Genomic DNA, 25,565 nt, shown 5'->3' on the forward strand with positions numbered 1-25,565 from the left:
GACGCCGAGCCGGCCGACGCCCCGCCCCCGGGCCTCGCCGCGGACTCCTTCTGCCCGTGGGCAGGGAGCTTCCCGCCGCTTCCCCCGACCGCCGCGCCCGCTCCCCCGCCGCACGCCGATGCCGCCAGCACGGTCGCCATGGCCGTCACCATAAGGCCGGCCTTCGTCGCGTTCTTCATCACAACCCCCCTGCTCGTACACATTCAGCGCACAAGACGACCACAGAGAGCGGGCGGTTCCAGCAGGTCGTACGGGCGAGCAGGCCCGCCGAGCGAACCACTGAGGCCGCGTGACACGGGCTGAATTGCTCCCCACAGGTTTCGGGCGCAGGCTGGAATGAGGAAGGGCGCAGGCGGAGAGTGGGCGCCGGAAGAGGGGCTGGCCATGCCCTCGCTGAAGCATCTCGTGCTGGAGACCAGACGCATCGCGGGATCAGGGCCTGCGAGGGGCACGCGTCGAGTGAGGCGATTCCTCCGGCTCTGGTGGGCCGCGTGGCGCAGCGTCAACCCCTACCTGCGGGGGACCGCTCTTGCCATCGTGGGGTTCGTCGCGCTGACGGTGGTGCGAGGGGGCGCCCCCTTCCGGGGGATGCCCTATGCCGTTTGGATCATCGTCGGCCTCGTCGCCATCCTGCTGGTGGCGGTACGGCGTGGGTCCCGGCCAGTCCGGATCCTGCCGTTCAAGAGCCTGGTCGGCGGAGACAGCACCGGGAGGGCGGACGGCGTCGCCGGGGGGTTCACCGAGCTCCTGGGCAGCGAGATCGAGCGCATCGCGGAACTGGTCCGGCAGGAGCCGTTCATGACGCCCGCCGACGTGCTGAACCCGGCCGCGCAGCGGGGGGACATGGTGCGGCGGTCGTCGGCCCGGGTGCCGTTCAAGACCGGGGTGGCGACCAGTGGGCTGTCAGGCGACATCAAGCCGACCGAGGTCGGCACGGTCACGCTGGGCCCCCTGAAACTCCAGGTCGGAGCCGTGCTCACCTGGCTGGAGCGGGCCTTCAGCGGAACGCTGGAGGGGGCGCTGGTGCAGGCGCACGGAGTATGGCGGGTCGTCGCCACCCAGTCCGGGATGCGCGGCCGTACCTGGTCAGCGCAGGTGGGCACCCACGGCGATGCCGGGCAGGCCGAAGGGCGCCTCGCCCGGGAGCTGGCCCACCGCATCGAACTCGAACGGCCCGGAGCCTCGGAGTCGGGTGCCGACGTCGAAGGCTTCCAACGGCTGGTCGACGGCCTGGACTGTTATCAGCGCTTTCAGCAGGAAGGCACTCTGCAGTACCTCGACGAGGCCGAGGACCACTTCCGAGCGGCCCTGACCCACAGTCCGGGATATGCCGCTGCCTACCACAATCTCGGGCTGGTCTACCGCGAGCAGCGCCGTGTCCGTAAGGACATCGGTCTGCGCGTGTCGAGAGCGGTCTGGGACGGACCGACTCTCATGTGGCAGAAGGCGGTGACCCTTGACCCGACGATGGCTCCCGCCCGCGTGCAATTGGCGAGGGCCTTCATCGAACAGGCCGATCATCCCGCCGTCGATACGAAGCGGCGGTCCGATCTCCTGGAGCAGGCGGTCCAGCAGGCTCGTAGCGCGCTCACGCAGCCTGCTCGCACGCATCCCATGGAGGGTGCCCTCGCCTCGTACTGGCTGGGCGTCGCCCTGCTGAAACAGGGCGAGCACCAGCAGCAGCACGCGGCACCCGGACCGCCCCCTGTCGCCGTGGTGGGTGAGGCGCTCGACTGCTTCTGTGACGCAGAGCGGGCGCTGGTCGACGAGCGGGCCCAACGGCTGGTGCGCGATGGGGACATGATCGCGGTACGGCCTTTGACCGCGCGGATCGCCCACGTCGTGAGCCTGGAGTCCGAGTGCTGGTCGCAGCTGGCGAGGTGCGTGGCAGACGACCCGACCCGCTCGCGTCTGATAGCCATGGCGGACCATCGCATCGGCCACGCCATCCAATGGGCCCCTGATCTGACGGAGTTGCACGCACTCAGGGGCCGCACGCTTGAGGAGCATGGCGCTGAGGGTGGCGCGTTGATCGCGTACCTGGAGGCCCTGCAGCGAGATCCTCAGAATCATCACGTCACGGCGAAGGACATCGGTGCCTTCGCAGCGGGCACGGCGACCGACGGCGAGACCGTGGACCTGGCCACCGACCTGTTCACCCTGGCGGTGCACCGGGACCCCGACGACGCTGTGGCCTGGCTCCTGCTGGCGTTGGTCGTACCGGACGAGCGCACCGCCCGGTCGCTCGCAGGCAAGGCGCTGACCTTGGAACCGGGCCGGGAGGAGGTGCGCCGGATCGTCGACGAGCAGTGGCCACCGGCTGATGGCTGTGTCCCGGATGCCCCCGGCTGGGAAGATCGCTTCACCCTGCGCTGGGCGCGAGCGTGGTCCGACGCTCGTGAGGCGCAGCAGACCGTCGACGAGACACGTCTGCGCGGGGCACTGGACAGAATCGAGAAGTTGCGCGCCGAGGCCGGTGGGGCTCGCCCCGAAGTCGCGTTCGCCCACCGGGAGATAGCGCTGCTGCACGCGTCGCTGGCGTCGATGATCCCGGCTTCCGACGAACAACGGGTCCAGTGGAAGACAGCGGTCCGTCATCTCAGAAGAGCCGTCAGGCGAAGACCGCCGTCGAAGTTGGAGAAGCCCCCGCTGTGGTACGTGGAGCTGGCCGACGCGTACGCCGCTCTCGCGGATTCCCAGTTCGAAGCGGGGCACCGACACGATGCCTCGGACAACTACCAGCGCGCCGTCAGACACTACGACGTGGCCATCGACAGGTCACCGAAGACCGTCCGCCCTCGCTACCGCACCGGACGTCAGGGGCAGGAGCGGCAGGCCGAACTGTCCGCGGAACCGCCGGACCTGTCTCCCCGTGCGCGCGCGATGGCAGGACGAGCGGCGGTGTACGCCTGTCAGGGCCGCGCCGGCGATGCCGCCCGTGACTGCCGGGACGCCCTGAAACTGGCCCCCCTCTATGCCTATCCACGATTCACCCTGGCCCATCTGTACCGCGACCAGCGGGCCCAGTACGACCTGGCCGAGCAGACGCTGGTCAGGCTGATCGAGCTCCTGCCGGCCGGAGAGCAACGGGACAGAGCCCGGCTCGAACTGGCGGTCACCCACCGCAAGCAGGCCGAGACCTCGCGGAACGACGAGCGGGGAAGGCTCCTCGCCCAAGCACGCGACGAGTTGGTCAAGGCCACACGCGAGGCTTCGCTGAGCACGGGCCTGGAGACGTGGATGCACGAGGAACTGGCCACCGTGCTCGATCTCCTGGGCCGTTCCGACGAGGCCATCGTCGTCCTGCGCGCTGTCAGCGGCATGCCCGAGCAGCCACACGCAGCACAGCACCACGAACGAATAGCGCATCTGTTGGCCCAATGTGAACGGACCTCGGAGGTGGGAGGGGAGCTGATCGAGGCTCAGCGGGCCTGCTATGCCCGAATGAACAGGGTGCGCGGCACGGACGAGGAGAAGAAGCTGCGTGTCGCACAGGTCACTCTGACAGCACGCCTCGCGATGTTCTACGCCGAGCAGGGCATCAGACTCGATGAGGCACGCCTCATAGCGGACGGTGCTCTGAAGGGCGCTTCGAACATCCTGGATCCCGGCGGACTGGCAAAGTGCGAGGACGCCCGCGGGTGGGTCGCCTACCGGGAAGGCCGGGCCCGTGAGGCCGTCCGTTTCCTGGAGAGCGCAGTGGAGCACTCCGGTGGGGACGCCCAGGAGTGGGCCCACCTCGCGTCCGCCCTGGAAGCGCGGTCGTTGTCCCGGCGCGGGCACCAGGACATCGACCGCGCCAGGGACATCTGGCAACAGATCCTCGAGCGCTTCCCCCACAGTCCGGCCGCCGAACAAGCCAGGCACCACCTCGACCTGCTGCCGGAGCGCCTGCACCCGCCGCGGCCACTGGCGTCACACGGCCTGTGAGCCTCTCACGCCGACGCCCTGCTTCGGTGCCTGGAAGCCGCCGATCCTCTGCTCGAGCAGTTCGGCCAACCGCAGCGGGGTGCGGTCCTCGAACATCGGGCCGATGAGCTGCACTCCCACCGGCAGGCCCTCGGGGGACCGGCCCGCCGGTACGGCGGTGGCGGGTAGGCCGGGCATGGTGGCCACACCGGCCCAGACGAGCTGGTCGAGGTAGGGGTACTCGACGCCGTCGATGTCGATCCGGCGTTCCATCAGATCGGGGTCGTGGTCGTGCGGGAACGCGGGAGTGGGCGTGATCGGACACACTACGGCGTCGAACTCGGCGAACAACTGCCGCCAGCCCTGGCGGTGGAGCTCCCGACGGCTGTTCGCCTCGAACCAGTCGCGGTGGCTGAACACCAGGCCGCGCAGCCGCTCCGCGTCGAGACTCCGGTCGTCTGCGCTCAGTCCGGCGGCGTGGGTCCGCAGCTGCTCGTACACGTCGGCAGGAAGGCGCGCGCCGGAGTTCGAGAACAGCAACTGCATATAGAGCACCGCGGCTTCGGTCAGATCGGGCAGCAGCGGGCTGTGCCGTTCGACGCGGGCACCGCCGTCGACAAGCGCGTCGGCCACCAGGTTCACGCCCGCCCGCACAGCGGACCCGGTCGGGATGAGCGGATGGTCGTCGAGGACCAGGACCCGGAAGTCGCCGAGCCGCTCGTGGCGCGCGGGCGGCAGCGTCAAGTCGTGCGCCACACCGAGCGTCAGCGGGTCCGGTCCGGCCATGACGTCGAGCAGGAGTGTGAGGTCACGGGCACTGCGCGCCATCGGCCCGACGACGGCGAGGTCAAGGCCGTCCGGCAACGCCGGTACGAGCGGCGGGACCATACCGCGGCTCGCCGCCAGCCCGAGTGTCGGCTTGTGTGCGTAGATGCCGCAGAAGTGTGCGGGGGTACGCAACGAGCCGCCGATGTCGGAACCGATGGACAGCGCGCCGAATCCGGACGCCAGGGCGGCCGCTGATCCGCCAGAGGATCCACCCGGCGTGCGGCCGTGATCCCACGGGTTGTTGGTGGTGCCGTAGATCTCGTTGAAGCTCTGTATGTCCTGCAGCCCGACGGGCACATTGGTCTTGCCGAGCACCACCGCGCCTGCGGCCTTGAGCCGCGACACCTGCACCGCGTCCTCGGCCGGCAGGTAGTCCCGGTGCTCCGGCATGCCCCAGGTCGTGGCCATTCCGGCGACGTTGTAGGACTCTTTGACCGTCACCGGTATGCCGAGCAGCGGCCGGTCCTCACCTCGGGCGCGCGCCTGGTCGGCACCGCGCGCGGCGGCCCGCGCACGGTCGAAGTCCGGCACACAGATCGCGTTGATCGCCTTGTCGTCGCGCTCGATACGGGCGATCGCCTCGTCGGTGAGTTCCGCCGAGGTCACTTCACCGGCGCGCAAGGCCGCCGCGAGTTCTTCGGCTGTCTGCATATTCCAGTCCATGAATGGACCGTAACGACCTCCGGGAGAGGGCACGAAATACCGCTTCGTGCAACGGTGATGGGACTTCGATACTCGTCATTTCCCTCTCCGGCCACAGCGACATCAGCCGGAGTGCGGCCGGTTCCCGTGCGGGTGCAGGCGGTCGGTGAGGAAGGCGAGGATCTCGTCGCGGGCCCGGACCGTGGGGTGGCCGGCCTCGTCGACGAGATGGGCGGTGACGACGCTGTGCGGGGTGCCGACCAGGTCGGCGAAGAAAGGCGGCGGGGCCGGGTTGGCGGCGCTGTCGGGGAGGACGCGCCCGTCGAAGGCGTCGCCGAGCAGCGCGCGGTAGGCGGCGAAGCGCTGCCCCGTGCACCAACGGTCGCCCTCGAAGCGGTAGGCGAGGACGGTGAGGTGGTCGCGGTGGAGCCGGTCGCGCACCGCACGCGCGTCCGCGGCGTCGAGTTCGAGTCCGCCGGGGTCGTCGAGCGGCAGCGACGGATGGTTGACCACCGGGGCGATCACCGCCGGCTCCAGGGCCATGGTGAGGGCGAAGTTGCCGGTGAAGCACAGCCCGATCGCGCCCACACCCGGCCCACCGCACGCGGCGTGGGCCTGGCGCGCCAGGCCGCGCAGCCAGACCGTCACCGGGCTGGTCCCGCCACCGGCGAAGGCACGGAACTCCGCGCTGACACAGGCGCGGCGGACGACCCCCCGGCCGCCCTCGACCGTCGGGAAAGCGCCGTCCGTCCCGAACAGGGAGGGCACATGGACGGTGAAGCCCGCGTCCCGCACCCAGCGTGCGAGCCGCAGGACGTCGGGACTGATGCCCGGCATCTCGGGCAGCACCACGACCGCGGGCCCGGCCCCGGCCACGTACACCGTCTTCTCCACTCCCTCCACGACCATGCTCCGGCGGGTGAAGTCGGTGATCGGATCGTCGTCGCTCATGGAGCCAGCCTGGTCCCGGGACCGGCCGCCGGGTCAGCGGCGGGATCGCCAAGGCCAGGGGTAATCTCGCCACACTCTCGCCCCGCGCGAGGACGGCGAGCGGTGCGCGGTCGGCGACCCGTGGCCGGGGACATCAGGGGGTACGGCGGCGATGGCGGAAGCGGCGCGGCAGGCGCAGGAAGGTGCGGGTCCGGGCGCCGGACCGGGTGCGCTGCGGGTCGGGGTCCTGGCGTACCCGGGCTGCTTCGCGTCCGAGGTGTTCGGCGTACCCGACCTGTTGACGATGGCCGGGCATGTCGCCGGACCGGACGCGCCCGGCTACCGGGTGTCGGTCGTCTCGCCCCGCCGCCGGGTCACCGCCTCGGGCGGCGCGAGCCTGGACGTGCGTCCGGTGCGCGAGGTCGACGTCCTCGTGGTCCCCGGCTTCGAACTGTCCCCGGACACGGACCTCGACGCCCGGCTCGCCCGGCTCGCCCCCGAGATCGCGGCGATCCGCGCACAGGCCGCCGACGGCACCGCCGTCGTCTCCCTCTGCGTCGGCGCGTTCCTCCTCGCCGAGGCCGGGCTCCTGGACCGGCGCCGGGCCACCACCTCCTGGCTGCACGCCGGCGAACTGGCCAGGCGCTGCCCGGACGCCGACGTACGGCCGGAGCACCTGGTCGTCACCGACCGGGGGGTGACGACCACGGCGGCCTTCAGCGCCATGTACGACTTCGCGCTGGACCTGATCCGCCGGCACAACGGCGCCCGGGTGGCCCGCACCACCGCACGGTTGGCGCTCGTCGACGACGCGCGGACCTCCCAGACCCCGTACGTCGATCCACGGCTCCTCCCGCAGCCCGGCCGGGAGTTCTCCCAGCGGGTCATGCGGCGGCTCGACCAGAACCTCGCCGAGCGGTACGACCTGGCCGCGCTCGCGGACGCCTTCCGGGTCAGCACCCGCACGCTGCTGCGCCGCTTCGCCGAAGAGACCGGACGCAGCCCGCTGGCCCACCTCCAGGCCTCCCGGGTCCGCCGCGCCCGCCACCTCCTGGAGACCACCGACCGCACCGTCGCCTCCGTCGCCGCGGCCGTCGGCTACCAGGACCCCGGCACCTTCGCCGCCCTCTTCGCCCGCCACACAGGCCACCGCCCGAGCGCCTACCGGGCCGCCTTCCGCGGCACCGTCACGGGCCGGGCGTCCGCACCGGACAGCGGCGTCTAGGCCGTCTCGTTCAGCTCATCCGGATCGATGGCCCGGGGCCGAACCGCTCGGGCCGATCCCTCGGGGCACGACGGAGTACGTACGCCCGCTGCTCAGGGTGACGTTCTTCTGGGGGCGCATTGGTCCCGCCGGCCTGATCTCCGGTGCCGTACGCGTAGGCGGTGGCTGCGCCGGCCCGTCGAGCAGCACGGGCCGCGTCGCCCGGTGCGGCGGATCGGTTCGCCTTGGGCCGAACGGATGAAGTTGTGGTTGCCGGCGGGCCGGACGGGCATGGGGCGAGCGGGAGTCTCATGACGCTTCAGGAGGCTTGATGAAGAGTCCGCACCGCCTCGTCCGGACCGTCGCCGCGGTGGTGCTCTGCGTGGGAGCGACGCTCGCGAGCAGTGGCACCGCCCACGCCGAGACCTGGGGGCGTTGGGTGAGCGCCGCCACCGGGAAGTGCCTGACCGTGTTCCCGTCGAACGACGTCGTCGGGCAGGACTTCTGCGAGGCCGGACGGCAGACCCAGCTCTGGACGACCGAATTCGTCGACGAGGGAGCCCTGGTCTACCAGCTTCGCAGCGCCTCCGGCGGGTGTTTGTGGGCGCGGTACATCCTCGGCGCCTACTACGCCTACCGTACTGAATGCAACGCCAACCACGCCGACAAGCGCTTCTTCGTCGCCAACGGCTACATCTCCCCTGACTTCAGCAGGGGCATGAAGGTGACCGCCGCCCGGGCCTACGACACCGACGTGGTGGTGATCTCCGTGCCCCGCGACTACTCCGACCCGCGCGTCAAGTGGACGTACAACGAGGTCAGGAGAAGCTCGCTCCCGGCGTAGGCCAGCGTCCACCCGCCGACTCCGCCCTGGTCGACCACCGACGGGCACGGTACGCCGCTCGCAGTCCTGCTGACCGGCGGCAACCGCAGCGACGTCACCCAGCTACTGCCGCTGCTCGACGCGGTGCCGCCGGTCCGCGGCCGGATCGGGGTCCCCCCGCCGCAAGCCGGACTCGCTGTTTGCCGACCGCGGCTACGACCACGACATCTACCGCGACCAGGTCCGCGCCCGCCGCATCGTGCCCGCGATCGCCCGCCGCGGCACCCTGCACGGACCGGGACCGCCCGCTGCCTCATAACCCACCGGCAACTCAACTCACTGCGTTGACCGTTGCAGGTGCCATTGCCCTGGCGAGAATGCGACATCAACCGCGGAGCGCGAGGGTGCTGTCGTAGTTCTGCCAGCCGACCGGGGAGACCGCCTGCTGAGCTGTTCGCCAACGCACTGCCCATCACAGGACGGAGCTCATGTCCCCCACCACTACCAAACCAGTCGACGGCGCGGCTCTGCCGACCCCATCGCCGCTCATCGGCTGGCCGGCCGTGGTCTCGGTGATGCTGGGAATCTTCGCCATTGTCACCACTGAGATCCTGCCTGTCGGTCTGCTGACCTCGATCGGCTCCGGTTTCACCATCTCAGACGGTGTGGCCGGGCTGATGATGGCCATGCCGGGTTTGCTCGCGGCGGTCTCTGCTCCTCTGGTCACTGTGGCCACGGCACGCATCGACCGTCGCCTGATGCTGTGCGTCTTGATGCTCCTGCTGGCCCTGGCGAATTTCCTTGCGGCTGCGGCACCCGACTACTGGCTCGTGCTGGTCTACAGGGTCATGGTGGGGATCACGATCGGTGGGTTCTGGTCGATAGGCGCTGGGCTGGCGGAACGCTTGGTGCCGCCGACCTCGGTCAGCAGGGCAACCGCCGTGATCTTCTCCGCTGTCCCGTTGGGATCCGTCCTCGGTGTACCGACCGGCACCCACCTCGGGTATCTCGCTGGGTGGCGTGCGGCATTCGCGGTCATGGGTGCGCTGACGGTCGGGGTGCTGATCACGGCAACTTTCTCGGGGGCGCTCGGGTGGCACAGTATCCGCGGACGGTCTTCGGACTTGCTGCCGGACTCATTGCAACGGCGACTCTTCTGCTTCCCACGGTGGGCCGCTGGGAGGCCGGTGCTGTCGCCCTGCTGAGTGTGTGGGGCGTCGGCTATGGCGCAGTGCCGGTCGCATCGCAGACGTGGTTTTCCAAGGCGGCGCCGGCTGCCCCCGAAGCGGCATCGGTTCTGTTCACGGCTTCCTTCCAAGCCACGATCTCCATCGGCGCGCTTCTGGGGGGAATGGTCCTGGACCGCACCTCTCCATCCGCGGTCATGGTGCTCGGCGGCTGCACTGCGCTATTCATGGTCCTGACAGCGGGCGCCCACTTCGCCAGGTGTCTCACCTGGCCAGCAAGCGCAGACGCGCCCGAGTAGCTCGGCGAGCACGGCTCATCTGCAGGCCGGACGCGAACGCGGCCCCACGTGCGGGTGGATCGCCCCTACCGGCAGGAAGACTTCGCCGGCGGCTGAAGGTGTTCTACGACGTCGGCAAAGTGGGGGGCATCGCCCTGGATGCGGTCTCGGGTCCGCAGGTCTTGCTTGCGGGCTTCGCGCTTGCCGGCAGCGATCCGGAGCATGCGCGCCGGTTCCTCCTTGATTACGCCGCCGAGCACGGGGGCTGCCTGTTGTACACCCTCGATGTCCGCCTACCGCTGAGCTGCTCAGTCACAGCGAGGCAAGGGTGGCCAGCGTGACTGTTCGGCCGTGCGGGAGCTTCCCCTGACCTGAGCGGAGTGGACTGACTGCTAACGAACTGGGGATTGCCTGCTAACGAGATTTCGGGGCGCTGTCGCCACCCTGGTACTGCGTCACTGACTTTCACCACCGACGAACCAAGTGACGCGAGGCTCCTTCGTCTCATCGACCGAAAGGAACTCCGTTGAAGAGAACCAAGGTGTGGACAGCGGTCGCCCTGCCTCTCCTGGCCGCCTCGGCCACCCTGACCGCCGCCCCGTCGGCCGTCGCCGCTGCCGGCGACAGTTCCTCGTGCACCCACCCGGCCTGGTCCAACAATGACTCCGGCTACGGCTACGTCAACGGCGACTCGGCGCCGCTGCGCACCGGCCCGAGCTCCGACTGCCCGGTCACGGCCACGGTCTACTCCGCGCGGCTCTACTACCACTGCTACGTAACCAACGCCGCGGGCAACACCTGGACCCACGCGCGCATCGACGGCACCCAGGTCAGCGGCTGGATCTGGGACGGCAACCTGACCAACGGCGGTGCCACCGAGCACTGCTGATACGTCGCCTCGCGTGCCGGCGTCTCTGATCACTTCATGGAGGTGCCGGGCAGCTGCGCACCTCGGGCCGTGAAGAGCCCCGCCCGTTCGCCACGGGGGAGCGGACGGGCGGGGCCGCCTGGAGGGTTGGTCAGACCGGCCCGGCATGATCCGGCGAGCCCAGCCACGCCTGCTGTGTGCCGTCAGCGGCTTGTCGGGAAGCCGCCGGGATGCGAATCCGATTGCCCCTTCGTCGTCGGGTGCGCATCCTGCTGGGATGCGCTTCTCCGTCAACATCCCCAACTTCGGTGACTTCGCCGACCCCCGCAACGTCGCGACCGTGGCGGCTGCCGCCGAGCAGGCCGGCTGGGACGGGCTCTTCGTCTGGGACCACGTTCTGCACCGGCAGCACCAGGGGCGTCCCTTCGGAGACCCCTGGATGCTGCTGACCGCGGCCGCGCTGGCGACTTCCCGGATACGGCTGGGCACCCTTCTGACGCCGGTCCCCCGTTACCGTCCGCAGCAACTCGCCCGCCAAGTATCCACCTTGGACCACCTCAGCGGTGGCCGGGTCATCTTCGCCGCCGGCCTGGGCGGTCCGGTCGAGGACGAATACCGTAGCTTCGGCGACGCCGCCGAACCACGCCTCCTCGCCGAACGGCTCGACGAGGGACTGGACGTGTTGAAGCGCTTCTGGTCCGGCGAACCGGTGAATCACCACGGCCGGCACTATGAGGTTCGGGACGTGACCCTGCTGCCGGCCACCGTGCAGCGGCCCGGTCCTCCGGTGTGGATCGGCGGGTTCTGGCCCCGTCGTCCGCCCATGCGGCGGGCAGCGCGGTGGGACGGCGCGGTGCCGCTGTTCGAGACGGCACGGCACGGGCATGTGCCGGATGCGGCGGAGGTACGGGATCTTGTGGGCTACGTACGCAAGCACCGCGCGAACGGGGCCGACCGCCCCTTCGAGTTCGTGCTGGGCGGTGCCACGCCCCCGAACATGGCCAAGGCCAAGGACGTGATCGGTCCGCTGCACGACGCCGGTGCCACCTGGTGGGACGAACGGCAGGTTCAGACCGGCCCCGACCTGGACCGCCAGCACCCGGTACTGCGCCGCATCGAGGCCGGACCGCCAGTGATCTAGTCAGCCGTCGGTGTGAGCGACGGCCCTGTCGAGCCGATCAGCCACGCCCTCAGCGGCCTGAATCTCGCCCCAGCACACGCACCCGCCGTTGGGTGTGGCCCAGCTGACGACGAGGCACTGCGCCGCATCGACGATGTCGGCGGCGGTGGCGAAGTTCCGGTGGAGTGAGGTGACTGGCCGGCGTGGGAGCTTGATGCAGGGGGCGTCGAGGGTGGCGTATGCGCAGCCGGTGTCCGCGTCGCAGTGCAGGCGGACTCCGCCGGGCTCGCCGGTCCGGCTGATGCGGGGTCAGCCCGAGCAACGCGAGAGGCGTGAGCGTCACCTCGCCCGGAGGACGGAGTGCGGAGTGCGTGGTGCGGAGTCACCACGCGTGGCGGAAGGGTCCGCTGCCGACCGGGACGTCGCCTCCCGCGCAACGCCCCGCGGCATGGGAGGCGTGTCAAGCTCGTGGAGATCCACGGGATTTGCTCGTCGGTTCGGCCTGACGCCTATGCTGCCGTGTGCATCTCAAGATCACCTACGGAAGACCTACGGGGACATGAACAAGTACACAGTGATGGCCGTCGGCCTCGTCCTGTCGCTCGGGCTGGTCACTGGCTGCAGTTCCTCCGACGGCGACGACTCCGCCGCCAAGTCGAAGGACGGCAGCTCGGCCGGCCCGGACGGTGCGACGCCCAAGGGACCCGCCTACAGCGGCCCCTCGATACCCGGCCTGGCCGCCAAGCCGGCGTGGAGCCTGCCTCCCGCCCATGCCATCGACCTCGGTGACACCTTGCTGTTCGTCAAGGACGCCCAGGGCAAGTACGCCCTCGGGCAGGGATATGCCTGGGAGCCGGTCGACGGCTCGGTCGGCACCCTCCACTTCACGAACGACCCCGAGCCGGCCACCTTGGAGTTCCGGGACGTGAAGACCGGCGCGGTGCGCAAGAGCCTCAAGGTGACGACCGATCGCGTGGCCGCGACGACCTGGCACGACGGCGTCAAGGCGGTCGCGGTGTTCGCCCGTGCCACGACGGAGTCGGACGGCCTGAGCGAGGAGAAGACCAACAGCACGGTCACCGTCTACGGCAGTGACGGAGCGGAGCTGGGCAAGGCCACGACCGAGGGCGACGAGTTCGACGTCCGCGAGGGCCACATCATCAAGCAGGACGGTGACGCGAGCCTGAAGCTCACGCCCATCGAGGGCGGCACGGCCCGCGAGGTCACCTGCACCGGGCAACTGGCGAGGTGCTCGTTCGACTCGCGCAACAACGAGATCGACGGCGGGCAGGCCCACGCTCCCTTGATCACCGGCAAGTACGTCTTCCACGTGGAGAACGCGTCCACCTACGAGGACGACCCCGAACAGCTCGTCATGACGGACCTCGCCACCGGCAAGAAGGTCTGGAGCACGGCGGACGTCACCCCGCCGGCGGGCGTGGAACTGGACGACGACGGCAAGCGCACCAGCGGCGCCCTCCGGGTCCTCGACGTGCGCGACGGCCGTGTCCTCACCGCCTGGGGAGCGGGCGCCCTCGCTCCCGACACCTGGGTGACGGCGACGTACGACATCGCGAGCGGCAAGCAGGTCGGCGGCTCCTCGAAGTACTCGTACGAGGACAGCTCCGCCGACACCACCAACACCGAGGGCTCCTCCGTCTTCACCCCCGACCTCACCCTGGCCGCCGCTCACACGGAGCAGGGCACCGCCGTGTGGCAGCCCGCCGACGGCAAGGAGGTCTGGGCGCAGAAGGAGGGCGAGAAGGCGATGACGCCGCTGCGCTTCTCCCCGAACGGCGTCCTCTACGGCACCACGAAGGAGGACTTCAGCGAGAGCGTGTACCTCGCGGTCGACGGCCGTACCAAGAAGGTGCTCGCCAAGAGCCTGCCTGAGCAGGACATCCCGCTGTTCTCACAGCCGTCGGGGTACGGATACATCAGCACGGACAAGGGCTTCTTCGTGTTCCCGTCCCAGAGCTAGCGCGTACCTTCGGCTTCTTGAAGCGGGCCTACGCCGGGAGCTTGCGGGTCCCGTTCACGCGGGTGCACGCGCATCTGCGCGTCGTCGTCGGAGAAGTTCTCCGGAGTTCTCCGCGGTTCTTCGGAGTGCTTCGGCAGGTGCGGGAAGCGGCGCGGAGCGGTCTGCTCAGCGATCCCGAGCGGCTGCCCCGGCCCGCGCCTCGCACAGCGGGGTCACCCACTCGCCCATCGGCTCCCGCCGGTCGCGAGGGAGCAGCCCGTACTCGACGCGGTGAGGCGCCGCCACCCGGCCGTGCAGGAACGGCCGGGTAGGCGGCCCTCGCCTTGGGAGGAGGACGCGGTGCCGAAGGGCCAGAAGCGGCCCGTACGGCCGGCCGTTACGGCAGCATCGCCCGCCGGTATCGGTCCTCTCGCGCATCCCCCTCACGCCGACCACTCAACGGATCGCCCTGGGCAGTCAGTTGCGGGCGCTGCGCCAGACCCGCCAGGTCACCATGGAGCAGGCCGCGCGGGCCATCCGCTGCTCGCTGAGCAGAATGAGCCGCATGGAGCGGGGAGACAGCGCGCCGAAGCTGGAGGAGCTGGGACAGCTGCTCACCCCCGGGCGGCCAGAGGTGGCCGGTCGTCGGCGTCTGCTCGGTCTCCTGGGCATCGGCGTGCGGCGCTCGCAGGTTGTGCTCGCAGGCGCGGGCAATGCGCTCATGAAAAGGGAAAGCCTTGCGGGATTGTTCACCCGGTAGCCCAAGCTCCAGCCGGAGGAGTTCCGCATCATCGAAAGCCCAGCGCGCCACGGCACGGCAGGCGCGGGACGCTGTGCCGCGCATGAGCGGATCCGCGAACGCGGTCAAGGCAACTTTCCGATAGAGGCCAATAGACCGATCCTCTGCCCATTACCCAGGATCGGCTGGGTAGCATCCACCCATGGCTCAGAAGATTGTGACCGTCTACTTGGACGACCTCACCGGTATGGAATCGGACGAGGTCGGCACCCACAGGTTTTCTCTGAACGGCGTGAACTACGAAATCGACCTCACCCCGGAGAACTATGACAAACTGGACGCGGCGCTCCGGCCGTTCATCGAGAAGGGGCGGAAGCTGGGCCGGACAAAGGAGACGGGTCCCGTACGGAGGAGCGCCGCGGCCGGCCCCAGTGCGGAAGAGATCCGCGCCTGGGCTCGTGAGAACGGCTATGAGGTGAACGACCGCGGTCGCGTCCCCAAGGAAATCCGAGAAGCGTTCGACGCCTCCCACTGACCCCCGAACGATTTCCCCCGGCTCAAATCCGCGAGATCTGGTGGCGGGCGGCTCCCCATTGCCGTGCGCGGCACGGGTTCTACGGAAAGAACCGGCCGGCGCTGGGGTGGTCCTGGGCGCCGTCCACGCAGACGTTGGTGCCGTTGACCCCGCCGGCACGGGCCGACAGGAGGAAGCAGGCCACGTCGGCCACTTCGTGCAACTCGACCAGCCGGCCACGGGGGAAGTCGCCGCGGGCGAATGCCTCGTACTGCTCCGGACGGTTGTCCCGGAACCAGGCCCAGCCTCCACCCTCGAACATCACCGAACCCGGACTGAGCGCATTCACCCGGATGTTGCGCGGGCCCAACTCCTGGCCGAGCGTGGCGGCGAGGTGGATCTCGGCCGCCTTCGCCGAGGCGTACGACGACCTGGGGCCCGGCTTCCACCCCGTGATCGATGCGACGATGAGCGCGCTGCCGCCCCCGCGCCGCTCGAAGTGCGGCACCGCGGTGCGGATGGCGTGGGCGGCATGCAGCACGTTCAACTCGTACGTCCGCAGCCAGTCCTCGGGCGTTGAATCCAATAGCCCGCCCCCGTACACACCGCCGGCATTGGCCACCAGCAGATCGAGCCCGCCCATCTGCTCGGCCGACTCGTCGATGGCCCGGGCGAGCGCCTCCGGATCCGTGACGTCCGCCTGGACGCCGGGCAGCCCGGACTCCTCCAGTCTTTCCCTGTCCCGTCCGCAGACGGTGACCGTCGCTCCCTCGTCCCGCAGCGCCCGGCCGATGGCCAGCCCGATGCCACTGCTTCCCCCGGTGATGAACGCTGTCTTTCCCGCAAGTCCAAGATCCACGACGGCAGCCTGTCAACAAACTCCGCCACGCTCAACCCACTTGCCCCCCACAGTCCGCACGCCCGCACCTCGCCCCCGACTCCTACCAGGAAAGCCGGATAACGTGCTGTCCGACGGATCACCAGGGGGAAAGATGACCGCACCGCAGCACGACCTGCGCAACCCGGACGATGTGAACGCCCAGCTCGTGGCAGCCGTGATGGCCAAGGACTCCCGCGCGGTGCAGGCACGCCTTCAGGACGGCGCCGATCCGAACACTTCGGGCCCCGACGGACTCCCGCTGCTCTGCACCGCCGTGGGCGGGTTCGACCACGAGACCGCCGGTGCCCTGACGGACGGCGGCGCCGACTCGGGCGTCGTGCTGCCGGACGGTACGACACCGCTCCTGCGGGCTGTCGACCTCGGCTCGCCGGCACTGGTCGGCGCCACGCTCGGCAAGGACCCGCGGATGCGGATCGCCGAGGCCGAGCGGCAGCGGCTGCTCGACCTCGCTCGGGCCTGGTACGAGAGGGGGGAGGCCGAGGAACTGCGCCGCCGTACCGGGACCTCGGGCCCGGCCACCCGGCGACTGGTCAACGATGACGAGTACACGGACATCGAGGAGGTCTCCCTCGGCGGGCTCACCGTCCGGGCGGGCCACAGCGGCGTCCTCACCGACCTGGAGCGGGCGTTCGGCGTCCTGGCGCCGGTGCCGGAGCTGGTGGCACGAGCCGTCCCGTACCCGGACGAGCTGCACGCCAACTGGTCCGCCGTCAGCTACGCCCTCGCCTTCCGCAAGAGCCCGCAGGCTTGGTCGGACCTGACGGCCTTGCGCCACCACCCCGATCCCGTCCACCGCCGGCTGCTCGCCGCAGTCCTGTCGTCCCGGCACTTCCTGGCGAACTTCCACGACCGTCCGGACATCGCGCAGGATGTCGAGTTCCTGGCGCAGTGGGCGCGCGACGAGCCGGACGGCGAGGTACTCGCCAGAGTCCTGGACGTCTACACGGACTACGCCCACCCCGACCAAGAGGCCATCGGCTTCCGCTACGCCGGCCATCCGGACCCGCGCGTGCGCCGCGAGGTGCCGTACTGCCTGATCGGGACACCACGGAGCGAGCCCGCCACCACCACCCTGCTCGCCCTGGCGCGGGACCCCGACTCCCTGGTCCGGTGCGTCGTCGCCCAGGTCCTGGCCCACCCGCGCGAGCTGACCCCGGCGGACCGGGAGAGCCTGCTCGCCCTGCTCCAGGACCCGGACCCCGACGTCCGGCGCCGTGCCGCCGAGTCCCTCTCCAGCTCCCACGACCGGACGGCCCCGGTCACGGATGCTCTCGCCGCCCTGCTGGACGAGGAGGATCAGAACCTGCGGCTGGAGGCGGCCTACGCCCTCGCCGTCCGCGACGACCCACGCACCGATGAGGCCTACGAACGCGTCGGCCCGCTCGGTCCCGGCTTCGAACACGACCACCGTGTGTCCGCTCACTGGCACTACAAGGCCCGCAACCGGCCCGGCACTACCTGACGCTAGCGACTGCATGCTTTCCGGTTCGACCAGAGACGACACCATCGCCTCCCGGCGCGTGATCGAAACCGACGGGGGCCGGTTCATCGACACGGTCGGCGAGAAGCGCCGCTACTGGGTGACGACGAGCTCAGACGCCCGTCTTCCGGCCGCACCTACTGATCATGGCCAGACGCTCAGCACAACCCGCCCGACTCATTCTCATCGAACACATATTTGATTCTAGGTAACGAATACCAGTAAAGCCGGCGAGCCGGTGCAGGGCAGGCGGCCGGCTCTGATCCGTCAGGGCGCTATGCCCTCCTTGCGTAGATATTCTGTGAAGTGTGATCGAGTCTGAACGGCTGCGGCTCCGTCGTCGCCACGGCCAGGGGAGGCTTGTCCGGCTGTCGCCAGTCGTCCTGACCGTCGTCATCGCCAGCCTGGCATACTCCACTCCCCCGGACATGGCCTTCAGTCGCCTGCTGCCCGCGGCGCCGGCCCTCGCCGCCGCGATGTGGCCGGTGCTCCCCACCGTCCTGCTGGGGACGGTCTGCCTCTTTCTGATGATCGGTCTCAGCATCGTGTTCCCCGGTCTCGGGACGTGGTGGACAGCTGCCGGGATCATCGCGGTCACCGTGGCGGCCGCGTACGGAAGTCATGTCCGGCTCCAGCGGGAGCGGACCCTCTTTCATGTGCGACTCGTCGCCGAAGCGGCGCAGCAGGTGGTGCTGAGTCCTATGCCGCGCCGCTTCGCGAGCGTCGAGATCGAGTCGCTGTATCTCGCGGCCGCGGCGGAGGCCCGTATCGGCGGAGACTTCTACGAGGTGGTCGACACGCGACACGGGGTCAGGCTGCTCATCGGCGATGTGCGGGGCAAGGGCCTGCCGGCCGTGGGCGCGGCCGCGGCGATCGTCAACGCCTTCCGGGAGGCGGCCTACGGCGAGGCCGACTTGGTCAGCGTCGCGCGCCGGCTGGACGCCAGCTGCACTCGGTACAACGCCGCGTTTCCCCCCGAGGGGCCGGTGGAGCGCTTCGCCACCGCCCTTCTCGTCGAGATCCCGCACACGGGCAGACGTATCGAGATCCTCAACTGCGGACACCCCCCGCCGCTGCTCCTGAGCTGCGGGGAAGTCCGTGTCCTTGAGTCCACCACGCCCTCGCCACTACTCAACCTCGCGGAGCTGATCGGCGATCACTACAGTGTCGACACCTTCGATTTCACCCCCGGCGACCTGCTGCTTCTCTATACCGACGGGGTCGCCGAGGCCCGCGCCCACGACGGCGAGTTCTTCCCCCTGGCGGCCTGGATGTGCCAACAGCCCCCTGCGCCGCCCCACGAGCTGCTCACCGCACTTCACCGCGACCTCCTCCGCTACAGCAGAGGACGCCTTGACGACGACATCGCCGCTCTCGCCGTGCGCCTGAGTGACCCCATGGAGTAACTGATCGTTTCAGACAGCGGCGTGCTGCGTCCCTGGCACCCCGGCGTGCTCGTCGCGGCCATACCCGCGGCGCTGGGCGCACTCGACTGCACGGTCTACGGCGTGCTCTTCGTGGGGAGGGGGAATGGGTGACCAGCATCTGCTATGTGCCACTCTTGGTGCGGGGCCGCTGTTGGCGCCTGATCGGCTACCTCACTGGAGCTGTCAGGGGGCGTCGCCGGTCCAGTCGAAGTGGGCCGGATCGCCGGGGCGCGGGTCGTACATCGCCCGGCCGCCTGCGCCGAACCGGCCCAGCTCGGTCGGGAGCGCGACGCCGGTGTCGATCTCGTCCGGCGTCCAGCCGGTGATGTCGAGCAGCAGCCCGTCCAGCGGGCCGCCGACCAGCTCGACGTAGCGCTGGCCCGGCAGCGGGCCTGGGTGATCGTGGTCGGCGCCGTAGACCCGGCCGCGCAGCAACTTCTCCTCATCGCGATCCATCCGTCCAGCCTCTCAACCACCACTGACAGCGCGGCGCCGGCCACCGTGCCCCAGCTGGTCGAGGAATCCGGCACCGGCCGACCGTGCAGGGCCGCCGCCAGCAGGACGCGCTGTCGGTGCGGCTCGGCATCCGTGGTGGTTTCAGTGGTCAGCACGGAAGCAGTCCGTACCCCGGCCGGGAAAGACTGTGACCACGGCGATCAGGCTCGAAGAGACAGGGGTGACCATGACCAGCACGCACAGCAGCACGTACGAGGGGTTCACGGCCGAGGAGCGGGCGGCGATGAAGGACCACGCCCAGGAGCAGAAGAAGGCCGCGCGCCGCGGCTCGCGCGCGGACAAGGCGGTGCAGGAGAAGCAGGATGTGCTTGCGAAGATCGCCGAGATGGGGGACGCGGACCGGGTCATGGCCGAGCGCGTCCACGCCGTCATCACGACCAGTGCCCCGGTCCTCTCGCCGAAGCTCTGGTACGGGATGCCCGCCTACGCGCGGGACGGCAAGGTCGTCTGCTTCTTCCAGAGCGCGGAGAAGTTCAAGTCCCGCTACGCGACGCTCGGGTTCAGCGACCAGGCGAACCTCGACGAGGGGCCGATGTGGGCGGCCGGTTTCGCCTTGGCCGAGGTGACGCCCGAGGTGGAGGCGCGGATCGCCGCGCTCGTGAAGCGGGCGGTCAGCTGAGACGCGTTCTCGGTGGACGGTCGGGTACGTCAGGTGGGCGGAGCCGGTCCCGCTCCGCCCGCCTGACGTGCACGACCTGATCGACGTACCGGGCGCCTTGTGCTGCGGTCACCCGACGGCCATGGGCGTGAGGCCGAGGTCGTCGAGTGCCGCCGTGCCGGCGGCGGCATGGCCCCTCCCGGCGAGCAGCAGCGTGCGTGCCGACTGGTAGCGGCAGCCCGCCGCGTCGAATGCCGCTGCGGCAGCGAGCTGTCGTGTCAGGTCGCCGTCCAGCAGCGCCTGCGCCCGGTCGAGTTGGGCGGTGGCGACCGGGTTGCCGGCGACCATACTCCGGGCGGCGTCGATGCGGCCCCGGGCGTCCGGGTGCCCGGCGAGTACCGACGCCTCCGCTCGGAGTGCCACGTACCAGTGCAGCCAGACCCAGCAGACCCACTTCCACACCTGATCCGGCTCCGGCGCCAGCCGCTCCAGGGCCGCGTCCGGGTCGCCGTGGTGGAGCAGGACCATGGCGTCGAAGACCGCGCCGTAGCCATGGCGGTGGTCCAGGACGGGGCCCGCCCGGTCGGCGATCGCGAGCCAGGTCGCCCGGGTGTCGGGGTCGCCGCGCAAGCCGTGGACCATCGCGACCGACGCGGCGGCGGGTCCGAGCATGAACGACCGCTGCCGGCCGCTCTGCTCCCACGCGTCGAGGAACCTCGCGCTGCCCGTGAGCACCTCGTCGGCATGACCGGCGAACGCCTCCGTGACCAGCAGCCAGGACGTGGCGTGGTGACCCGCCTCGGCCAGCAGCGGATGGTCGGCGAGCTGCCTGCTCCACCGGCGGGCTCCCGGCAGCTCCCCCACGCCGAGGGCGTTTCCGGCGGCCATGGCGAGGGCGTCCACCAGCTCCTGCGTACTGGCGGGGGTGCGTGGTACCGGGGCCAGTACATCGATCCGGCGCCGGGCCGCGGCCGCGGCGCCGAAGGCGTCACCGGCCCAGCTGCTGGCGCCGGAGAGCGCGTCGAGGGCGGCGGACTCGGCGACCGGGTCGCCCGCCCGCCGGGCGAGTTCGACGGCTCGTTCGGCGTACCCGACCGTCTCCTGCGCGGTGTTGTCCGCGTCGCCCTGGACCGCGCCGTAGGCGTCCGCGATCACGGCCGCCTCGGCCAGTGCGACAGCCGCCTCGGCGGCGGGGTCGCCGGGGCAGGACAGCTCGCGCGCTTCCGCGAGCACGGCGGTCACCTCGTCCGCGGCGGGGAGCTGTGTGAACGTGCTGGAGAAGCGGTACGCGACGGTGGCGGCGGCCGCCAGATCACGGCCGGCACCCGTGTGGTCACCGGCCCGGCGGGCGGCCCCTGCGGCGGCGTTGTGCAGCCGGAACATCTCCTCGCCGAGCCTGCGGCATCCGGCCACCGCGGCGGCCTCCCGCAGCGCCGCGGCAGCATCGGTGTCGCCGGCGAGCGCGGCCGCCTGTTCGAAGCGCTGCTGTGACTCCCCCAGCAGATTGTGGGTGAAGGTCAGTTCGGCCATGGACAGGGCGAGGCGGTAGGCGTGAGCCCGCAGCTCCGGCTGGTCGGCCGCCCAGGCGAGGGCGGCCCGGAGGTCCTCCGCCGCCGCGTCGAACCGGGGGCGCGAGTCCGGGCCGTCAATTCCCGTCAGGGCGGTCGCAGTTGCCAGGCACCAATCCACATGGCGGGAGCGGACGCCGGTCAGCTCACAGGCGTCGGCCAGGTGCTCCATCCCGTACTGGCGAATGGTCTCCAGCGCCTGATACCGGGTGCCGGCCGGGGAGTGGGTCACAGTGAGCAGACTCTGTTCGGCAAGCCTGCCGAGCCCATCGGCAACCGCAGCCGGATCCAGCGGCTCGAACCCCGCCACCTCGGCGGCCACTTCGGCGGTGAACGGCGCCACGAACACCGACACCCGCCGCAGCAGCGCCCGGTCCTGCGGCTCCAGCAGGTCGTGGCTCCAGTCCAGCACCGCCCGCACCGACCGGTGCCTGCCGTCGACGCGCGGGCCGCCGGCCAGGATCCGCAACTGGTCGGAGAGACCGGCCGAAAGACCGTCAAGGCCCAGCGTGGACCACCGAGCCGCCGCCAGCTCGATCGCCAGAGCCATGCCGTCAAGCCGTTCGCACAGAGCCGCGATCTCGGGGCCTACCGCCGGGCCCGGCGACCGGCCGACCGCCGCCGCCCGCTGCAGGAACAGGGCCACCGCATCGGAATCGCCGCCGCCTGCCCGCGACAGCGGCGGGACCGGGTAGACCCACTCGAACGGAACCATCAGCCGGGCCCGGCTCGTCGCGAGCACCCGCAATCGGGGGCAGGCCACCAGCAGCCTCTCCACGAACGGCCCCACTCCGTCTCGTACCTGCTCGCAGTTGTCCAGTACCAGCAGTGCCTCGCGGTCCGCCAGCGCGGCCACCACCGCGTCGTCGATACCGCGCCCGGGCTGCTCGCCCACACCCACGGCTGCCGCGACCGCCGCCCCCACCCTCCCCGGATCGGTCACCGGGGCCAGGTCGACGAACCACACCCCGTCGGCGAAGCCGCCGGCCACCTCCGCCGCCACCGCCAGCGCGAGCCGTGTCTTGCCCACCCCGCCAAGACCGACCGCGGTCACCTGCCGGTGCGTCCTCACCGCATCGGCCAGCTCCCCGCGCTCCCGCACCCGGCCGACGAATGCCGTCAGCGGCGCCGGGAGGGCGGGTGCCGGGCGGGTCTGCCCCGCGTGAGCCGACTCGGCTGCGCGCCGGGACAGCGCCCGACGGTCCGGCAGCTCCAACTTGCGCAGCAGCGAGGAGACATGGGACTCGACGGTGCGCACCGAGATGAACAGCCGCGCGGCGATCTCCGCATTGCTGAGGTGGTCCCCGAGGAGCGCGAGCACTTCGGCTTCACGGGCCGAGATCACTGGAGTGGGCACCGAGTCATTATCCGTGGCGGCTTCCGTGGTCGGCACGGAGGTGAACGGTGCCCGGGTGGAGAGAGGCTGTGGCCACCGCGATCAACCCCGATCCGACGCACCGCGACGAACGACCACCCACGACCGCAGGAGTGACCATGACCGGTTCCGCCACCCAGGGAATCAAGACCGTGCTGCACCCCGTGTCCGACCTGGCGACGGCCAAGGCGGTGTTCACCGCCCTGCTCGGCGTCCCGCCGCAGACCGACGAGCCCTACTACGTTGGTTTCGAGGCCGCAGGCCAGCACATCGGGCTGCTGCCGCACGGTGGACCGCAGGGCCTGACCTCGTCGCTGGCCTACTGGCACGTTCCGGACATCGAGGCGAAGCTCGCCGAGGTGACCGCCGCGGGCGCCACCGTGAAGGAGCCCGTGCACGATGTCGGCGGTGGTCGCCTGGTGGCCACCCTCGTCGACCCCGACGGCAACCTCCTCGGCCTGCTGCAGGACCGATGAGCGCCGAGCCCCGATCCCGCGCCCAGCGCCGCCGCGACACCGAGCACCGCCTCACCCACGACGTCGACGTCTGGGTGGCCAGCGCCTCGCCGGACGGCGAGCCGTACCTGGTACCGCTGTCCTTCGACTGGGACGGCGAGACCCTCCTGGTGGCCACCCCGGCCGGCAGCCCGACCGGCAGGAACCTGGCCGCCACCCGGACCACACGGCTCGCGCTCGGAGACACCCGGGACGTTGCCATGATCGAGGGTGAGGTCGAGGTCCTCGAGATCGACGCGCTGCACCAGCAGCAGGGTGACCGGTTCGCCGCACGCACCGGCTTCGATCCACGCGCGTCGGCCACACCGTATCGCTGGTTCCGCATCACCCCACGCCGCATCCAGGCATGGCGCGAGGAGAACGAACTGCGCGCACGCGAGCTGATGCGCGAGGGCCGCTGGCTCGCGTGACGCCCACCGGGCGCTTGGATGCGGGGGCGGTAGCCGTGCCGCACCGGCTCGACGGCTCGACGAGGCCGGCCCGATCCACGGGAACGACCTCGTGGCCGTCCGGCTACCGCCGCACGGGGCGCTGCGCGCGCTCTGCCGGTGATCGGCGTCGTGCTGGGATCATCTTCTGCTGCCGCTCTTCAACCCCGTTCACACCACCGACCGCCAGGCGGTAGGGGTGAGCCGGTGCGAGACTGGACCTTGCGGGCCGGCGGTGGCCGTTCCCACACGTCCGGGTGGCTCCGTAGAGCGCAAGGCACCCATGGAGGCATCCATGTCGAGCAATGAGTCGACCAATGCACAACAGGGACCTCGGGGGCGGAGGCAATGACGGTTCTCATCGCATTTCCTCCGGGCGACCCCGGCACCCCTCCGCACCGGCACTCCGGTCCCGCATTCGGTTACATGCTGGAGGGGAAATGCTCTTCGAACTCGAAGGCGAACCGGAGCGCGTGATCAAGGCGGGAGAGACGTTCTGGGAACCCGGCGGCGACGTCATCCACTATCAGGACGGGAACAACCGAACGGATTCCTGGAGCCGCTTCCTAATGACGATGATGTGCGCGCCGGGTCAGCCCATGCTCACTCTGGTCGACGAGGAAGAGCTGGCGCGGCGCAAGGACCGAAGGGCTCCGCGCCCTGCCTGACCGTGCTGCGCATCGCCCTGGAACAGACGGCACGCCGCAGTGGACCGGCCCATGCGGGGTCGATGCATGACGTCAGCCGACGAGCCGAGACCGCAACTTGGCCAGTGTCGCCGCGTCCAGGCCGAGACCGTCGGTGAGGAATCTCCCGAAGCTGCCATAGGACTGCACAGCTTGGTCCCGGAACGCGTCCAGGTAGCTGGAATCGACCCGCTGAAGCGGGATCAGGAGATCCGGGTTCTGCATGTACCCGGCGGCCTTCAGCTGGTCGCGCTGCGCCTGGTCCGAGGCCGCTCGCAACTGGTTGGAGAGCAGGTAGTCCTGCGCGGTGGTGGTCGCGGGGACCCCGACCGCACGGAGGATCGTGTCGGCGAGGACGCCGGTACGGTCCTTGCCCGCCGTGCAGTGGAACAGCACGGGCCCGGTGGAGTTCGCGACGCTCTTGATCGCGGCACCGAGCTCGGAGCGGTTCGCGGAGTTGGTCACGAAGCCCTTGTACAGGCTGACCATACGAGCCTGCGCCTTGCCATCGCCCAGCTGCGCTTGCTGGTAGGCGGCGTCCTTCGAGCCGATCACCTGCCGCATCCACAAGTACAGGCCGGTGTCGTCGACCGGGTGCAGGTCCGAGGCGAGTCCGGTCGGCAGCCGGTCCATGCCGTCGTACTGGATTTCCGTGCTGGTACGCAGGTCGATGACCTCGCTCAGCTTGAGGTTCCCGAGCGCTGTGACGCCGTCCGGCGTGAGCTTCGACAGGCTCTCGGAGCGGTAGAGCACTCCCCATCGGGTGCTCTTCGCGTCGTAGGTGAGGTAGCCGCCCATGTCGCGGGCGTTGACGGTGCCGGGGATCGAGAGGACCCGGGAGGCCGTGACGGTGCTGTGTGCGGGCGCGTGGTGGTGCGGGGTCGCCTCGGCGGCAACGGGGGTCAGGGTGACGGCCAGGGCGAGCGCGGAGACGGTGACAACGCGTCTTGGCATGCGGATTCCTTCCTTCAGCGGGGGCGGGACAGTAGCCCGTGGATCTTGAGAGCTGAAGGGGTAGGAGTGGTGATCCTTTGACTAATAGTCAGCGGATAGGTGTGGCAGCCGCGCG

19 protein-coding genes and 3 pseudogenes are annotated in these 25,565 nt (G+C 70.3%); 16 read left to right on the forward strand and 6 right to left on the reverse strand.

The window, feature by feature from the left end; translation table 11 throughout:
• The first annotated feature begins 384 nt into the window (after positions 1-384).
• Positions 385-3,930, forward strand: a complete 3,546-nt coding sequence (locus ABZ937_RS25315) for a hypothetical protein (RefSeq protein WP_361695563.1) — start codon at positions 385-387, stop codon at positions 3,928-3,930.
• Here the strand turns inward: ABZ937_RS25315 and ABZ937_RS25320 are convergent.
• A complete protein-coding gene (locus tag ABZ937_RS25320; RefSeq protein ID WP_361695565.1) occupies positions 3,916-5,400 on the reverse strand; it encodes an amidase in 1,485 nt (494 codons plus the stop codon). The genes ABZ937_RS25315 and ABZ937_RS25320 overlap by 15 nt on opposite strands.
• Before the next feature lie 102 nt (positions 5,401-5,502).
• The gene (locus ABZ937_RS25325; RefSeq protein ID WP_361695566.1) at positions 5,503-6,330 is read right to left on the reverse strand and encodes a dienelactone hydrolase family protein; all 828 of its coding nucleotides are present in this window, start codon (positions 6,328-6,330) and stop codon (positions 5,503-5,505) included.
• Positions 6,331-6,481: 151 nt separating this feature from the next.
• Here ABZ937_RS25325 and ABZ937_RS25330 point away from each other — a divergent pair, with 151 nt between their 5' ends.
• From ABZ937_RS25330 to ABZ937_RS25370, 9 genes and pseudogenes are all read left to right on the forward strand, one after another.
• Entirely contained in the window at positions 6,482-7,534 is a 1,053-nt protein-coding gene (locus ABZ937_RS25330) for a helix-turn-helix domain-containing protein (protein WP_361695568.1), read from the forward strand.
• Between the two features lie 310 nt (positions 7,535-7,844).
• Positions 7,845-8,357, forward strand: coding sequence for a hypothetical protein (locus ABZ937_RS25335; RefSeq protein WP_361695570.1), 513 nt, complete (start codon positions 7,845-7,847; stop codon positions 8,355-8,357).
• Between the two features lie 48 nt (positions 8,358-8,405).
• Positions 8,406-8,637 (forward strand): annotated as a pseudogene (locus ABZ937_RS25340) (transposase); the annotation flags it as partial.
• A 187-nt stretch (positions 8,638-8,824) separates the two neighbouring features.
• Positions 8,825-9,822 (forward strand): annotated as a pseudogene (locus tag ABZ937_RS25345) (MFS transporter).
• Between the two features lie 505 nt (positions 9,823-10,327).
• Positions 10,328-10,690, forward strand: coding sequence for an SH3 domain-containing protein (locus ABZ937_RS25350; RefSeq protein ID WP_361695572.1), 363 nt, complete (start codon positions 10,328-10,330; stop codon positions 10,688-10,690).
• A gap of 256 nt (positions 10,691-10,946) precedes the next feature.
• Complete coding sequence (locus ABZ937_RS25355; RefSeq protein ID WP_361695574.1) at positions 10,947-11,810, forward strand: LLM class flavin-dependent oxidoreductase; 864 nt, start codon at positions 10,947-10,949, stop codon at positions 11,808-11,810.
• A gap of 538 nt (positions 11,811-12,348) precedes the next feature.
• A complete protein-coding gene (locus ABZ937_RS25360) occupies positions 12,349-13,770 on the forward strand; it encodes a hypothetical protein (RefSeq protein WP_361695576.1) in 1,422 nt (473 codons plus the stop codon).
• A gap of 544 nt (positions 13,771-14,314) precedes the next feature.
• Positions 14,315-14,509 carry a hypothetical protein gene (locus ABZ937_RS25365; RefSeq protein ID WP_361695682.1) on the forward strand — a complete coding sequence of 65 codons (195 nt, stop codon included), beginning with the start codon at positions 14,315-14,317 and terminating at the stop codon, positions 14,507-14,509.
• 181 nt (positions 14,510-14,690) lie between these two features.
• The gene (locus tag ABZ937_RS25370; protein ID WP_361695578.1) at positions 14,691-15,023 is read left to right on the forward strand and encodes an Lsr2 family protein; all 333 of its coding nucleotides are present in this window, start codon (positions 14,691-14,693) and stop codon (positions 15,021-15,023) included.
• Positions 15,024-15,102: 79 nt separating this feature from the next.
• On the opposite strand, the gene ABZ937_RS25375 is transcribed toward ABZ937_RS25370, so the two are convergent.
• Positions 15,103-15,861: an SDR family oxidoreductase gene (locus ABZ937_RS25375; protein WP_361695580.1), complete on the reverse strand. Its 759-nt coding sequence runs from the start codon at positions 15,859-15,861 to the stop codon at positions 15,103-15,105.
• A 133-nt stretch (positions 15,862-15,994) separates the two neighbouring features.
• Between ABZ937_RS25375 and ABZ937_RS25380 the strand changes: the two genes are divergently transcribed.
• Positions 15,995-17,365, forward strand: coding sequence for a HEAT repeat domain-containing protein (locus ABZ937_RS25380; protein WP_361695582.1), 1,371 nt, complete (start codon positions 15,995-15,997; stop codon positions 17,363-17,365).
• A gap of 446 nt (positions 17,366-17,811) precedes the next feature.
• Complete coding sequence (locus ABZ937_RS25385; RefSeq protein WP_361695584.1) at positions 17,812-18,789, forward strand: PP2C family protein-serine/threonine phosphatase; 978 nt, start codon at positions 17,812-17,814, stop codon at positions 18,787-18,789.
• A gap of 204 nt (positions 18,790-18,993) precedes the next feature.
• Here the strand turns inward: ABZ937_RS25385 and ABZ937_RS25390 are convergent, their stop codons facing one another.
• Positions 18,994-19,266, reverse strand: a complete 273-nt coding sequence (locus ABZ937_RS25390; protein WP_361695586.1) for a hypothetical protein — start codon at positions 19,264-19,266, stop codon at positions 18,994-18,996.
• A gap of 226 nt (positions 19,267-19,492) precedes the next feature.
• Here ABZ937_RS25390 and ABZ937_RS25395 point away from each other — a divergent pair, with 226 nt between their 5' ends.
• Positions 19,493-19,945, forward strand: coding sequence for a DUF1801 domain-containing protein (locus ABZ937_RS25395; RefSeq protein WP_361695588.1), 453 nt, complete (start codon positions 19,493-19,495; stop codon positions 19,943-19,945).
• 108 nt (positions 19,946-20,053) lie between these two features.
• Here the strand turns inward: ABZ937_RS25395 and ABZ937_RS25400 are convergent, their stop codons facing one another.
• Positions 20,054-22,849 (reverse strand): LuxR C-terminal-related transcriptional regulator, encoded by a 2,796-nt coding sequence (locus ABZ937_RS25400; RefSeq protein ID WP_361695590.1) that lies wholly within the window; start codon positions 22,847-22,849, stop codon positions 20,054-20,056.
• A 137-nt stretch (positions 22,850-22,986) separates the two neighbouring features.
• Here ABZ937_RS25400 and ABZ937_RS25405 point away from each other — a divergent pair, with 137 nt between their 5' ends.
• From ABZ937_RS25405 to ABZ937_RS25415, 3 genes and pseudogenes are all read left to right on the forward strand, one after another.
• Positions 22,987-23,343, forward strand: a complete 357-nt coding sequence (locus ABZ937_RS25405; protein ID WP_361695592.1) for a VOC family protein — start codon at positions 22,987-22,989, stop codon at positions 23,341-23,343.
• A complete protein-coding gene (locus ABZ937_RS25410) occupies positions 23,340-23,792 on the forward strand; it encodes a pyridoxamine 5'-phosphate oxidase family protein (protein WP_361695594.1) in 453 nt (150 codons plus the stop codon). Before ABZ937_RS25405 ends, ABZ937_RS25410 begins: the two co-directional genes overlap by 4 nt.
• A gap of 354 nt (positions 23,793-24,146) precedes the next feature.
• Positions 24,147-24,478: pseudogene (locus tag ABZ937_RS25415) on the forward strand (cupin domain-containing protein); the annotation flags it as partial.
• 72 nt (positions 24,479-24,550) lie between these two features.
• Here the strand turns inward: ABZ937_RS25415 and ABZ937_RS25420 are convergent.
• Positions 24,551-25,450, reverse strand: a complete 900-nt coding sequence (locus tag ABZ937_RS25420; RefSeq protein ID WP_361695596.1) for a tyrosine-protein phosphatase — start codon at positions 25,448-25,450, stop codon at positions 24,551-24,553.
• Between the last annotated feature and the right edge of the window lie 115 nt (positions 25,451-25,565).

The sequence above is a fragment of the Streptomyces sp. NPDC046727 genome (assembly GCF_040645635.1).
Taxonomy (GTDB): Bacteria; Actinomycetota; Actinomycetes; order Streptomycetales; family Streptomycetaceae; genus Streptomyces.